Raw genomic sequence first — 14,523 nt, 5'->3', positions numbered from 1 at the left:
AGAGTATGAAATTTGATTATTCTTTAGATTTTGAAAGGATTGATTTTCGTTCTTCGCCTGAATTGTATCGTGTTGGCAAGGGCGAGCAAGGAGTGTTGCTAGTAGAACCTTATAAATCAGAAATTTTACCCTACTGGCGCTTTAAAACTCCTGAAATTGCTAAAGAATCGAGCGCAAAAATTTATGAGATGTTTCTTAACTATCTCGAACAAGATGATTTTGTCGGCGCAGATATGGCGCGTAAGTTTTTGCAAATGGGCTACACGCGATCGCGTCGTTATGCCAATCATAAAAGTGGTAGAAAATACAAAGCTAACCCGCAAAAAGCAGGTTCTCCAGAAGCCGAAAAGCAGGCGCGCCAGGAAATATTACCTTTAGACGTCGATCCTATTAAAGCGCAATCAGCTGCAATTTTTAAGGAAAAATGGATGTTAGCAAAAACGAATGAAAAGTATTTGCAGCTCATGGAAAAACATCGACAGATGTACGAACAGACCAAGTAAAACTCTGATTTTTACAGGAATCGCTTCAGGCGATCTATTTTCTGTTATCTATGTAACTAAATAACGACTCCTGGAAAGCGCATACTGTGACAACGATGTCACGTGGAGAGGATAGACATTATATCGCGATCGCGCTATACACAAACTTTATAAAAGCCAGCTGACTGTAAAGATTTCGCTAAGTTATTTGCATAAATCTTGACAGGTAGCTCGCATTAATATGCACGTCAAGGAATATATTATTTTTTTATGAAACTTACTATTTGCTATCAGTTAATAAAATTTTAATTTGTGTTTATAATTTGATAGATTTTGTTTACAATTCAGCCAATGCGAATCACTCGACTAGCGAGAGGTAGTAATGCTATCAAACTCAATTTATTGTTGTATTACTACAAAGACTGTACTAGCCGCAGAAGTGATGATAACTAAAGAACGCGTTTAGTAGGTTTCTACCTCAATATTCTTGATTGTGTGGAAGATTTAAGTTTCAGTAAAGGTAAAGGTAGCAGAATGATGAAACACCAAGGAATGACTTTGTGGTTTACTGGGTTGAGTGGTGCTGGGAAAACAACAATTAGTAAAGCGGTAGAAGCAAGACTGCGCGAGCAGGGTTACAAAGTTGAAGTTCTCGATGGTGATGTTGTTCGAGAGAACCTAACAAAAGGTTTAGGATTTAGCAAAGCCGATCGCGATGAGAATATTCGTCGTATTGGTTTTGTGGCTCAATTGCTAACGCGCAATGGAGTAATTGTTATCGTTTCTGCTATTTCTCCTTATCGTGCAATTCGTGACGAAGTACGCGGTAAGATTGGTAACTTCGTAGAAATTTATGTCAACGCACCGTTAGCTGTGTGTGAAGAACGCGATGTTAAAGGATTGTACAAAAAAGCGCGCGCTGGAGAAATCAAGAGTTTTACAGGAATTGACGATCCTTACGAACCACCACTCAATCCTGAGGTAGAATGTCGCACAGATCGAGAAACGTTGGCTGAAAGCGTTGAAAAAGTGATGGCAAAGCTAAATGAATATGTTCATGTAAATAATAGTGTCTCGAAGGTTGCTTAGTTTTTAGCGGCGATCGCAAGACGATGCGATCGTCACTGCTGCTAAATTCGAGGATGACTGAGTGCAAGAAGGTAGCACTTGCTCATCCTTTTTCGAATTGGGTAAAGTTTGATGAATAATAGCTTGCTAATGGCACTACAACTAGTTGTAAAGTCATAAGAGAGCAGGGGTCAGAGGTCAAAGGTCAGGGTCAAATGAGCAAACTTTACAAGAACATAGAACTGATCTTCTACCATGTCCTTAGCATCCCTTCAATTGCTATAAAAACCTCTTTTATTGAAGTCAACCTGTGAACCTTCCTTTAAGCTTGTCAGGACAAACGCAAACACGGAAAGCAGAACACTTGCGCATTTGTCTCGATGAAGATGTCCAGTTTTCGCAAACGACGAATGGCTTAGAACGTTACCGCTTTATTCATTGTTGTTTACCTGAGATTAACCGCGATGAAATTGATTTGGGTACTCAGTTTTTAGGCAAATCGCTATCTTATCCGTTGTTAATTTCGTCGATGACAGGCGGGACAGAATTCGCGGGAACGATTAACCGTCGGCTTGCCGAAGTCGCGCAACATTATAATATGGCGATGGGCGTAGGTTCGCAGCGGGTGGCGCTCGAAAAACCACAAGTAGCTACAACTTTTGCAGTGCGATCGCTTGCACCAGATATTTTACTGTTTGCCAATTTGGGTGCAGTGCAACTTAATTACAAATACGGATTAGATGAGTGTCGGCGTGTTGTTGATGCGCTGCAAGCTGATGCTTTGATTTTGCACCTCAACCCCTTACAAGAATGCATCCAATCTAGAGGTGATACAAAATTTCGCGGTTTGCTTGACAAAATAGAAAAATTGTGTAGTAAGTTGCCAGTGCCAGTCATTGCCAAAGAAGTCGGAAATGGCATTTCTGCAGCTATGGCAAAAAAATTGATCGATGCAGGTATCAGTGCGATCGATGTTGCAGGTGCAGGCGGCACTTCTTGGGCAAAAGTAGAAAGCGAACGCGCCGAAAATAGCTTACAGCGTCGTTTAGGTATGACATTTGCCAATTGGGGTTTACCAACAGCAGAGTGTATTACAAGCGTTCGGGAGATCGCACCCGAAATTCCGTTAATCGCTTCTGGTGGTTTGCGTCATGGCTTAGATGTTGCTAAAGCGATCGCGCTTGGTGCCGATCTTGCCGGTTTAGCATTACCCTTTTTACAAGCTGCTGCCGAGTCAGAAACTGTGCTTTACGAGTTAGTCGAAGTCTTAATTGCCGAAATGACTACAGTTTTGTTTTGTACTGGCACAGCAAATTTAGCGGAGTTTAAGCATTCGCAAGTATTACAGCGCGTATAAAGAAAAATACAGAGAAGAAAATTTAAGATAAAGTTCGTTCTGCAAGCGTTGTCACGACTGCGATAAGTTGTGTTGGATCTATAGGCTTAGGTAAATGCGTTTGAAAACCTGCCTGTAATGCTCTTACTCGATCCTCCGCACGCGCATAAGCCGTAATGGCAGCTACAGGAAGTTGCTTTCCTGATTTCGTTTTGAGGTTTTTGGTTTTTTGTATCAAGGAGTAGCCATCTTCCCCTGGCATTCCTATATCACTCAAGAGGATATCTGGTTGTAATTGTTCAATGATATTCAAAGCTTCACTGACAGAGCCAACAGCGGTAACACTTGCACCCGCCTGTTCTAGCACAATCTGAAGAAGTTCGCGCGCGTCGGCTTCATCATCAACAATCAGCACTTGTAAACCTTTGATTCCTAATTCTGATTGAAATTCTGGATTAGGCGCAATATTAGGCGGCTCGTTTTGGCTCTCGCGGGGAAAAGGTAATCTGACAGTAAAAGTTGCGCCTGTGCCGATTCCTTGACTTGTTGCACTAATTGTACCGCCGTGCAGTTCTACCAAATTCCGGACGATCGCCAACCCTAAACCTAACCCGCCTTGCTTGCGACTACTGCTACTATCAGCTTGACGAAATTGTTCAAAGATATGCGGGAGAAAATCTGGCTCGATACCTTGTCCGTTATCGCTGACATTGAGTTCGATATACGTATCTTGTTCGGCTAATGTTATCTCTACGCGTCCACCGCGAGGAGAAAATTTAATCGCATTGGAAAGCAAATTCCAGACGACTTGTTGTAGGCGATCGCCGTCACCAGAAATTGACTTATTAGTTTTATATACAGTATGAATTTGAATATCTTTTGCAGCAGCTGCCAGGCGAATTGTATCTATCGCCGCTTCAATAACATTTTTGAGATTGACAGGGCAACATTGTAAGCTGAGCTTGCCACGCATCATGCGGGAAATATCCAGAAGATCTTCTATCAGTTGCGCTTGTGCTTGAGCATTGCGCTCAATCGTTGCTAAGGCGCGGGCGGTAGTTTGTTCGTTAAGTGTGCGACTTTGCAATAATCGCGACCAACCAAGCATCGCATTGAGTGGTGTTCTTAACTCATGCGATACAACTGCAAGAAACTCATCTTTCATCCGACTTGCTTCTTCGGTTGCGATCCGGGCTTGCTGTTCGCGTAGTAATAATTTGGCTAGCATCGCTTCTACTTCTTTTCGCTGGGTAATATCGCGCTGTACAGAAATCCAATGCGTGTACCACCCAGTTTCATCAGCAACTGGTACGATACTCAGTTCTACCCAAAATTCTGAGCCATCTTTGCGGTAGTTGATTAGTTCAAATACATCTGATTGCCATTGCTGTAAGGTTGTCCGAATCCGCGTTAACGTTTCTCGATCGGTTTTTGCTCCTTGAAGTAGGCGTGGCGTTTTACCGACAACTTCTTGCAATGTGTAACCCGTCATGCGCGTAAAAGCTTCGTTGACGTAAAGAATGCGCGGACCTGGAGCTTGAATTGGTTCGGCTTCAGTAATGACAATCGCATCATTCGCATTCACAACGACAGATTCTAATAGCCGCAGTCGTTCTTCGCTTTGCTTGCGTTGAGTAATATCCTTGACAAAGCAGTAATGTCCGCTAAAACTATTTAGGCGATCGCTGGTTTTAATCAGCGTAACCTGTTTGTAAAAGTACGAGCCATCTTGGCGAATCCCGCGTGCTTCGGCTTCTGCTTTCCCTGTTGTCAACATTTGTTGATACGTAGCAGTCAGTTTGGCAACGTCTTGTGGATGAACGGTAATTTCCCATGCTTTACCGATTAAGTCTTGCGGTTCGTAGCCTAATAAGCGCGCATAAGCTTCATTCACGGTGATGTAGCGTCCTTGAGAATCGATCCTCGCGATGCACTCTACCGCAATTTCTAATGCCTTGTTGATGTCGCGTACTCCTGTTATCGTTGCTTCCGAAACTTTTGCCGACTCGCGTTCCAAATAGTTGACAGCTAAATTAACGATGCTCAGCGGTAGAGCAATAACTCCAAGTGACGCTAGTTGCCAAAAGTCCTGACTAGTAGGCAAAAAATAATTGAGTAGCCAGAGTACTATCGCTGCGGAAGCGATCGCTACTAGCCCTAGCACGAGATTGTTATGCCAAGAATTGACTGTCAGTGCTGTCAAAAATAACACTAACCCCAAATCGAGTTGGGTTATTGGTTCTAAAGTGAGTTTGACGAGCACAACGAGTGCGATCGCAAGTAAGGATAGGTTGTACCCTAGTCTAGGATAGGAAAGATTCATTAGTATTTTATACAAGCCTGTATTCAGGTATAAGGAAGAACGATTGCCTTCCCATGAGATGCGGCTACGCCCAACGCAGCCTAATATTTCAATGCCACTCAGCGTAAAGACTGTTAATTCCCGTTGCGAATAACGCTACTCAATTTGAAAATTTGTAGTCGTAATTTTCTTTACAATCTTCATCGCAGTTACCTTTAATTATTAAGAAATTATAAAAAATATTAATACAAGAATATCGCTGTTAGTCGCTCTAGGCTGCATCTGTCCTAGGGGTGAAGACATAAGTAGAAGGATGGTGGTTAGTAACTGATAATTGGTCGCTCACTACCAAACCTTTAAGAGTACGCTATTTAATCAAACAGAAGTTAATAGCCAATTGTTATTAATTACCGATTAATTCCACTGCATCGCGTCCGTCAAAATCTTGTAAATACACTTTAACTTGTTCTTCTTTGGCTGTAGGTAGCTGTTTACCAATAAAATCAGGATGAATCGGTAACTCGCGATGACCGCGATCGACTAATACTGCTAGCCAAATTGCCGCAGGTCTACCATAATCATTAACAGCATTCAAAGCCGCGCGGACAGTGCGTCCTTTGTAAATTACGTCATCGACGAGTAGAACAATTTTACCTGTTAGGTCAAAGGGAATTTCTGTCTTAGCTGGAGTTCGTACGCCAATTTGATCCAAATCGTCGCGGTAAAATGTAATATCTAACGCTCCTACAGGAACATTTACACCTTCAAGCACTTCGATTTGACGTGCTAATAGCTCTGCTAAAAATGCACCTCTAGTATAGATACCCAAAATGACAAGTTGCGACAAATCCCGCGATCTTTCGACAACTTGGGAAGCAAGACGCGTCATAGTACGACGGATTTCTTCAGCAGAAAGAATTTCAACAACTTTAGCAGGCATATTGAAGAGGGACGAGAAGTGAGGGGCGAGGGGTGAGGAGTGACGAAGGCTATAGGCTTAGTTTAAAACTTCGTGAATATCGTGTCATTACAGTTGAAATTTAAACAAAAGCAAAGCTGCAACTCCTAGCCAAATTAAGAAGCAATATCGCGTCAGTTGTAGTGCTTGGTAAACTTTGCCTGGAGTAATTGGATGAATGTTGTCTCCAAGCAAGGGTTTGTGTTTTGCCACTCCTCGATACCAGTTTGTTCCTCCCACTTGTACGCCGAGTACTGCTGCATAAGCGCATTCACTCCAACCTGAATTTGGGCTAGGATCTTGTACTGCGTCTCGACGACAAATGCGCCAAACAAAGCGCGGTTTGCCTGATAGCATTGCTACAGTCAGAACAGTTAGGCGACATGGCAACCACGTTAAGGCATCTTCTAATCGCGCGCTAAACCAACCAAGGTAAGTGTAAGGTGCTTCGCGATAACCTACCATCGAATCTAAGGTACTTGCAGCTTTGTATGCTAATGCAACCGGAACACTCCCAATCAACGGTATAAAAGAACCAGCGATCGCATAAAATAAAGGTGCCATCACGCCGTCGGTAGCATTTTCAGTTACAGTTTCTAAAACTGCCCGCAAGATTTCTGTTTCAGAGAGATTTTCGGTATCTCTACCAACATATTTACTAAGGCTAGCACGCGCTTGTTGAATTTTTCCCTCACCGAGTGGCTGTAAAACTTCTTGTGCAGCTTGTCTGAGGCTTTTCGCAGCAAAACAACTTGCTAAAAGAAGGCTTTCGACAACAATTCTAAAGCCAGGATGAATAAACTCAGTCACTTGTACGATCGACCATCCGACGAAACCACTACCACTAATTAATCCGATACCCAAAACAATTCCTGCTAACCGCTGCGTACGCGGGCGCTCAAAATGTTTCCACACAATAGTATTAAATTGCAATATCACCCAACCCATAACGCGAACTGGATGCGGAAAACTCCACGGATCGCCAATTAGGTAATCTAAAAACGCAGCAAAAATTAAAACAACTAACTGCGTATTAATTGAATTGAAACTGAAAAAGTCGTAATTGTCCTTCAAAACTTAAGCTTACGTTGAGTGCAAACAAAACCTAATTTAAAGGCTGACACTTTTGTTTTAACCCTGATTCTTGAATCCCGATCTCTGTTTTCGACTCACTAAACAACAAAACTTGTTGCTTCGCCTTGCGCGGCTTGCCAACTACGAGCATCATAATAAAGATCTGCAAGCGTGATTGTGTAAAGTGCCTCTTTCACTTTCTGGTGTAACCGCTGCCATAATGTAAACGTCACCCAGTCTTCGGCTTGATTTGGTGCGGGAATGTGATGTGGTAAAGGCTCAATAGTTTCGCCAACCGATTCTAGAATTTGCCCTAAAGATATTTGTGCAGGCGATCGCGCTAGTTTATATCCACCTTGAACGCCACGCATCGATTCAACTAACCCTGCACGACGCATTTCGATCAGCAATTTTTCTAAGTAGGGTGCTGGAATATCTTGACGCTGGGCGATCGCTTTTACTGATGCAGGTCTATTCTTTGGCTGTAAGCTCAAATCGAGCAATGCTTTTACACTGTAGTGTCCGCGAGTTGTTAGCTTCATTCTGTGCTTCAGTAAGACCTCATTTCAAAATCTTCTTCTATTTTCAATGACAAAAAAATATTTTTTTCACTCAGAAAGCCACATAACAGATGGCAAAAAGCATTTATCAAAGATATTTAGCTTTTAGACAGATGTCAGTTATCTATGCTCCGCCAGACGGTTTCCAGCTTCTGATTTATTCATAAAAGTCAATAAACACTTTTCAACTTGATTGAATTCCTCAAATTCATTCATCTAGACACATAGCCGTCATTTGCTTTCTACCTGCTTCAAGAAGAAGCAAGAAATGGTAACAAGCAACTTCCGGATAATTCCTATGCTCAACGATCGACTACTGTTTATGTGTCAGTCCCTAACTTGTGTGTATATCAACATCATAAAGCAGAAGTTATCACCCCTAGTTCTCAAATCTTAAACTCTACCCCAGAATTTTAAGTTTTATTATATGGATTTCTCTCGCGATTGTTGTCCTTTTCTGACTTTTAGGAGTATCTTGAACTCGCTTAGCGAGTCGTTCAACAAGCACCCTAAACTTACAGCTATTTGTCTACTAAGTTCTATCCCAAGGTTGCTGCTTGCTTGCTTGGAGTTGGGGCGTTAGCTTGATTTTTAATCAGCTGGCAGGACTATTAACAACATCAATATATTAAGTATCAACAATTGTGAGATAGTTATCACGAATACAAAGAGTGTTTACAACTGATTAACTTAACCGTAAGGTGGTTAGATAGCAGTAAATATTGATGAAACTCAGTGTAAGATACTTTAGTTAAGCTGATATAAATCGAAGCGTTACTCTTATTATGCTTTAGTAAGCTAAGATTATAATCAGTTATTTACTTCGTTCATTCGTTGTAGTTCTAAGTTGATGAGTAAAAAGAAAAAAATCGAGCCACTAACCGGTGAAGAACTCCTTCAGAAAGTTAAGGAGCTAGAAAACCTAAGTAAAGAAGAAAAGGCTAAAGCGTGCGGTTATTACACCGTTACGAAAAATGGCATTGAGCGCGTAAACATGATGAAATTTCTTAATGCCTTAATTGATGCAGAAGGCATTGAGTTAGATAGTACAGCACACGCTAATGGGCGTGGTGGACGTAGTGCCAGTTATCGCATTAGCGTGCAGTCCAACGGCAACTTATTAATAGGTTCTGCTTATACAAAACAAATGGGTTTGAAGCCAGGAGATGAATTTGAAATTACGCTAGGACGCAAGCATATTCGGTTGAAGCAGCTGGATGAAGATGGCGAACTAGAAGACGTCGAAGTTGCCTCGTAAGCAACCAGAGAAATGGTGGTTGTGCGAGGAGAATCAAGGCAACGACCATTATTCTCCCGCGACTTCAATTTTCCAAATCATGGTAGCTGACTGCTACAAACTAGTAAGCGTCAGTTCATCATGTTTCGGTGCATTTGGTAATTGTTGCAATGCTTGACGCATCAACTCAAGGTTGCAAGTTAATCCAATCTGATCGCGTTCTAGTAAGCCAATAATCTGTTCGTGGTTGTTTCGTTCAACGACAGGTAACTGATGTAAGCCACGCGCTGCCATCCGCGCTAAAGCTTCAGATAAAAGTTCATCGGGATAAGTGTAAAGTAGCTCAGTTGTGCAAATATCAATAAGTTGAGATGCGGGTAAATTATGTTTGCTAACATCTGGCTTTGAGGAATGCGTTAAAGTTGAGTTACTAGCACTTATTCCGTACTGTTTTCCCAGGGAAATTGCGCGGGAAATATCATCTAAAGTGACGATACCAACTAATTGATTAGCTTCATTAATAACCAAAGCACTGCGGCGGCGATCGCGCGTCATAGACACGCCCGCTTCCCAGATTGAAAGCGTAGCTGCTAAGATTAGCGGAGACTGATGCATCGCCTCAGCGACAGAGATTTGCTGTAAAACTTCTTGTTCGCGATTTGTTTCGACATTCAAGTTCAACTGCTGTAGATGCGCGTCCGAAGTGACAGTAGGTTTCATGCGCTCAACAAGCCATACACTCAAACCAACCGCGGCCATCAACGGCAACACAATTCGGTAATCTCTTGTCAGTTCAAATAATAATAAGATTGCAGTCAAAGGCGCGCGCGCACTCGCTGCCAGCACCGCTGCCATACCAACCATCGCATAGGCAGGAGGCGCAGCCATATAGAGACTGATACCTGGAAAAATCGCCAAGACTTTAGCATAAGCTGCCCCTAACGAAGCACCAAGAAACATTGCTGGAGCGAAAACACCGCCAACTAAACCACTTCCCAAACTGATTGCGGTGACGACTAATTTGACTACCAATAGCACAACAAGTAGTTGCAAAGAAAACTCCACATCTTGCAACATTGCTTCAATAGTCTCATAGCCAATCCCCAAAACTTGCGGGTACTGTAATGCAACCAAACCAACACAAGCACCGCCAATGACAGGATGAATTGCCAAGGGAATTTTTGCTAACCAAGCAAAGCCAGGAACTTGCCCTTGAAAGCAGGCGCGTAATAGCTGTAAAGATTGCGTATAAGTGATGGAAACTAAACTCGCACCCAAACCCAAACCAACATAAAGCGGAAATTCGAGCGGACTGCGGACTTCATATACTGGTAATGTAAAAGCAGGTTGCCCTCCTAAACCGATTTGGGCAATTAAGGCGGCGACGACTGCAGCAAGTAGCACTACACTCACAGCAGAAGTTGCAAACGTAGTTCCCAACACGACTTCCAGCGCAAAAAAAACACCTGCAATTGGAGCATTAAATCCTGCGGCTAACCCCGCTGCTGCACCGGCTCCTAACAACAAACGGCGTCTTTCTTGCGACATTTGCAGCAGTTGACCCAACCGTAAACTGAAGTTAGCACCAATCTCAACACTAGGCCCTTCTGGTCCTAAGGAAGCCCCTGTTCCTAGCGATACCGCAGCTGCGAGCATCTTAATGATTGGTTGTAATTCTTTACGCGTGACGTTTTGCGCGTGACTAGCTTGTGTTGCCGCAATCAAAGAAGAAAGCCCAGGACCAAAATCCTGCTGGGTACCCCGCATTAAGCCAATAACTAACCCACCTAACAGGGGGACGCACGCTAGCGTCCAAGCTCCCCATCGCGAAATCACGCCCATCAAATCTTGTAGCATGAAACGGTGGATCTGCTCGATCAAAACATGAAAAATAACGACACCTAAACCAGTGCTACCGCCGATGAGTACAGCTAAAAGCAGCACAACGCTTTCCGGAGATAGCTGAAAACGGTTTAGCAAATGAGTTAAACCTATAGAAGGTGTTGGCAGCGCGGGCACCATCACCTTCCTTAACTCAGCAGAGGAACTTGGTGCTTCCTCTGGAGATTGGGAAGAAAGGGCAGTCATTAGGAGATAGTGTAGGGAAATGTGATAAAAACTTTAATTTTTATTTCTTACTTTTCATTTTGATGGATCTCCTCGTCTGCCGACAAGTAGGTTAGTGCTTGAATAGACAAGGGTTTGCTTCATAATTCGAAGTTGCTCAAAAAATTTCATTTATACTCCCTTTAGCTGAGTTACACACTTGGTTTATTCGATAATGTTGTGACAAGTTAAAGATAGATAAGAACCTATAGTGGCTAGCGACGAGTCAGTGGCTAGCTTCGTAGCTTCCCCAGGCAAGACGCCTGAACTTCTAGCCCTTCTTAAAAGTTCATAAATATATGTACTGTGAGTATGGCTATCTATCACAAAAATGGGCAGACTAAGATTTGGGGCTATAGGAAATACACCTCAGAAATTTGAGGGTACTCCGCTGTAGAGCGAGAAAAGAACTGGTTTGACGCGCTATGAACACTCACACCTTTGATCATCACTCTGTAACCTGTCCAATTTGTCAGCGTACTGGCAATCTCAAACAAATTAAAAAGTGTAATGGACTTTTTACGTGTCCGTACTGTCAAGAACGATTGGTCGTGAGTTGGAGCGGTCATTATGTCCGCGATCCACATAGCTCTAACCCCGTCGAGATGACGCACGTGCTTCGCCGTCAAAGTCGTCCTTGGGCAAGAATTCTACGTGACTTTAGCTTTATTAAAAAGACAGCCGCGATCGCTGCGATTGGTAGTGCGATTCTTTTAGGTATCAGTGTTGTCACGCTAGAAACACTCAAACCAGAGCAAGAAACACTTCAAGAGCCATCGCCAGAAATAATTGTTGACGATCCGCCGCAGGATTCTCCGTAGGACAGCTGTGGTGCAGGGGAAAAATAATTTATACGAGAACTGATCTTCTCCTAGCCTCTAGCCACCCTTACACTAATCACTCTTCACTCACTCCTTACCCTTCGTAACTAGCGTCCAACCTTGGCTGCTTCCTAATTGCTGTGCGGATGGAAGTTGGAGAGTTTTGAGCGTTGGGATATCTAAGAGAAAATAGGATTGAGGATTTTGTTGCCACTGACGCTGAAGTTCGTTAGTCGCAGCAGGAATAACTTGGCGATCGCTATAAAAATTGAGTGAAGGACGACTGTAAGGAAAAGATGTATAAATAATCTGTCCTGGTGGTGTAGCATTTTGAATCATCGCCGCAACAGGTTTTACTGGATAAGCTTCGGCAAGTTCCCAAACCCAATGACGCGAGGTCATAAATAGCACGAGCGAAACGTACATTCCCCAAACTAAAACGATTAAGAACTGGCGATCGCCGCGCCGAGCCAAAATGTTTGCCAAAATCATTGTGCCTGCCACTGCGGCTAAAATCATTTGTACTGCGCTATCTCTTGCAGAACTCCAAGGACTAAAGTAGAAACTTCCCAGCGTTGCAACAAGCGCGAGTATTCCCAAACCTACAATAATTGAACGCGGATAGGATGCTTCAGATGAATGCCAATAATCCGCTAACTGCACTCCCACAGCTAAAGCAATAGCGGGATACATTGGCAAAACATACCAAGGAAGCTTAGTTTGCATTACCGAAATCACTAAAAGATAAAATCCACTCCAAACAAGAATCAGCTTTGCCCAACCCCAGTTGCGATTTTCCCATGCTTTGCGTAAACCTTGCGGTAAAAAAATTAACCAAGGAAAGCTGTACTTTAATATTTCTAAAAGGTAATACCAAGGTGGTCCAGCATGATTTTCTACACTTGCCCAAATTCGGCTTAGCGATTGTGACATGATGCCTGTATCGGTAAAAGTATTACCGTACTCAAACCATTGCGCTGCATACCACCCTACGATAGGTACAGCACCAATAAAGATACCAAGCCAAAGATAAAGGCTAGTCAAAAGTCGCGGCGTATCCCAAAACAAAAACAAGAACGCGATCGCCAGCAGCAATAATCCGATAATTCCTTTCGTCAAAAAAATCAGCGCCAGCCCAATTCCAGTCCCCAAGCAATAGCGTAGATCGCGACGCGATCGCAACACGCACAGCATCATCAATAGATAAAAACACACTACCGCGCCATCTAACATGGCGAGTCGCCCATGACGCACCATCGGTAGTAGTGTAAGATAAACTAATGCTGAAAAAATTGCAGGCGATCGCCTAGGAAAAATTTCCCGCCCGATGCAATATAGTAGAGGTACAGAGATTGCACTCAGCATTGCTCCCGGTAAACGCGATGTCCATTCATTGACACCACCCAGCGAGTACGCCCCAGCTATTAATAAATGGACTAGCGGCGGTTTATTTAAATAAGGTGCGCCCCATAATGTAGGATGCAACCACCGCCATGAATTCATGGGCGATCGCCAAATCTCACGCGCCACTTGGGCGACAGTTCCTTCATCCCAATCGCGTAGGGGTAATCCTCCTAAATTAATGCTGTAAACTAGCACAGCAGCTAAAAATAACGCTAAGATCCAAAACCAATCAATCTTACTATTGCGGCGGTGATCGAATTTTGAAAAATCCCAATGTAAGCGATCGCGCATACTTTAAAATAATTGATAATTCTGAATTATAAGCTCACTAAAATGACGATAAATAGTAAGTTTATTTCTTTTAGTGCCTATGATTTTTAAATTCCAGTATCCTTTATTATATTAAATAATAACATTTTAATAAATTAATAAATAATATAACAACTATATTTTTATTTTTTTGTTTTTATTAAACATGGAGAAACGACCTTATATTTAATAAATAAATATGAAGGTCAAAATTAAATGGCTAAAGTCACCAGCAATAGAAAGGTCGAAAAGTAATTTTTGCTCAACATAATTTGATATTCGTTGAGAGTAGGGCGAACAAGAAACTATTAATCTTGCTCAAACAAGAGATGTAATAATTGTAGTCAATATTCTCTCTTTATCCACCTCTGTTAAAATAGCTACTAATAAGGAGCAATAATATTTCCTTATCAATAGAACGGTCACTCAGCATTAAATTATGCATTTTTTACCCTTACTTTAGCGGTTCAACATCAAGCGCAGGTTTTTAAGGGTTGCTTGAGGAACTGTGAAGAAGGAATATTTTTTCGGATTTAACAACTGTATTTCTGGGAAGAACTAGTTAGTAGAAGTTTTACTAAATATTTGGGAATAACACCTAGAGGGACGAGAGATTCTTCTTGTGTTTGGAAATGTTGAATGCGATTAAAACATCGTTTTCTCTACCTCTCCATTGAAACTCAGAAGTTAAAACTCCTCTAGCTATTATATCGGACATTTTAGTATCCATCATACTCAATTATTGAGAGCAAAACTAATTAGCTTTTTAGTACTGACATTTGCACATTTTGTGATTAATAGTACAGAGATGTATTTGTGCGAATATTAAGTTAAGTGGTAAAGACAAGGGAAATAAATAAAGAATA

General features: G+C 42.3%; 11 protein-coding genes. 5 read left to right on the top strand and 6 right to left on the bottom strand.

Going from position 1 to position 14,523, the window contains the following annotated elements; all coding sequences use genetic code 11:
* The first annotated feature begins 5 nt into the window (after positions 1–5).
* The 3 genes from B1A85_RS20335 (at position 6) to fni (ending at position 2,907) form a co-directional block, all read left to right on the top strand.
* Positions 6–503: a DUF4385 domain-containing protein gene (locus tag B1A85_RS20335; RefSeq protein WP_104548553.1), complete on the top strand. Its 498-nt coding sequence runs from the start codon at positions 6–8 to the stop codon at positions 501–503.
* 516 nt (positions 504–1,019) lie between these two features.
* A complete protein-coding gene (gene cysC, locus B1A85_RS20330; protein ID WP_104548552.1) occupies positions 1,020–1,571 on the top strand; it encodes an adenylyl-sulfate kinase in 552 nt (183 codons plus the stop codon).
* A 289-nt stretch (positions 1,572–1,860) separates the two neighbouring features.
* Positions 1,861–2,907 carry a type 2 isopentenyl-diphosphate Delta-isomerase gene (fni, locus tag B1A85_RS20325; RefSeq protein WP_104548551.1) on the top strand — a complete coding sequence of 349 codons (1,047 nt, stop codon included), beginning with the start codon at positions 1,861–1,863 and terminating at the stop codon, positions 2,905–2,907.
* Positions 2,908–2,929: 22 nt separating this feature from the next.
* Here the strand turns inward: fni and B1A85_RS20320 are convergent, their stop codons facing one another.
* The 4 genes from B1A85_RS20320 to B1A85_RS20305 form a co-directional block, all read right to left on the bottom strand.
* The gene (locus tag B1A85_RS20320; RefSeq protein WP_104548550.1) at positions 2,930–5,209 is read right to left on the bottom strand and encodes a PAS domain S-box protein; all 2,280 of its coding nucleotides are present in this window, start codon (positions 5,207–5,209) and stop codon (positions 2,930–2,932) included.
* Between the two features lie 382 nt (positions 5,210–5,591).
* Entirely contained in the window at positions 5,592–6,128 is a 537-nt protein-coding gene (gene pyrR / locus B1A85_RS20315; RefSeq protein WP_104548549.1) for a bifunctional pyr operon transcriptional regulator/uracil phosphoribosyltransferase PyrR, read from the bottom strand.
* A gap of 87 nt (positions 6,129–6,215) precedes the next feature.
* Positions 6,216–7,220, bottom strand: a complete 1,005-nt coding sequence (gene cbiB, locus B1A85_RS20310; protein ID WP_246841488.1) for an adenosylcobinamide-phosphate synthase CbiB — start codon at positions 7,218–7,220, stop codon at positions 6,216–6,218.
* Positions 7,221–7,318: 98 nt separating this feature from the next.
* Positions 7,319–7,762, bottom strand: a complete 444-nt coding sequence (locus B1A85_RS20305; RefSeq protein WP_104548548.1) for an Rrf2 family transcriptional regulator — start codon at positions 7,760–7,762, stop codon at positions 7,319–7,321.
* Between the two features lie 868 nt (positions 7,763–8,630).
* Between B1A85_RS20305 and B1A85_RS20300 the strand changes: the two genes are divergently transcribed.
* On the top strand, positions 8,631–9,038 hold the full coding sequence (locus B1A85_RS20300; RefSeq protein ID WP_104548547.1) for an AbrB family transcriptional regulator: 408 nt from the start codon (positions 8,631–8,633) through the stop codon (positions 9,036–9,038).
* A 93-nt stretch (positions 9,039–9,131) separates the two neighbouring features.
* Here the strand turns inward: B1A85_RS20300 and B1A85_RS20295 are convergent, their stop codons facing one another.
* Positions 9,132–11,105: a chloride channel protein gene (locus B1A85_RS20295; protein WP_246841487.1), complete on the bottom strand. Its 1,974-nt coding sequence runs from the start codon at positions 11,103–11,105 to the stop codon at positions 9,132–9,134.
* 443 nt (positions 11,106–11,548) lie between these two features.
* Between B1A85_RS20295 and B1A85_RS20290 the strand changes: the two genes are divergently transcribed.
* Positions 11,549–11,944: a hypothetical protein gene (locus B1A85_RS20290; RefSeq protein WP_104548545.1), complete on the top strand. Its 396-nt coding sequence runs from the start codon at positions 11,549–11,551 to the stop codon at positions 11,942–11,944.
* Positions 11,945–12,031: 87 nt separating this feature from the next.
* Here B1A85_RS20290 and B1A85_RS20285 read toward each other — a convergent pair whose 3' ends face one another.
* A complete protein-coding gene (locus B1A85_RS20285; RefSeq protein ID WP_104548544.1) occupies positions 12,032–13,639 on the bottom strand; it encodes a glycosyltransferase family 39 protein in 1,608 nt (535 codons plus the stop codon).
* Positions 13,640–14,523: the final 884 nt, after the last annotated feature.

This window comes from Chroococcidiopsis sp. TS-821, assembly GCF_002939305.1.
GTDB lineage: Bacteria > Cyanobacteriota > Cyanobacteriia > Cyanobacteriales > Chroococcidiopsidaceae > Chroogloeocystis.
This window is presented reverse-complemented; position numbering and strand designations above follow the sequence as displayed.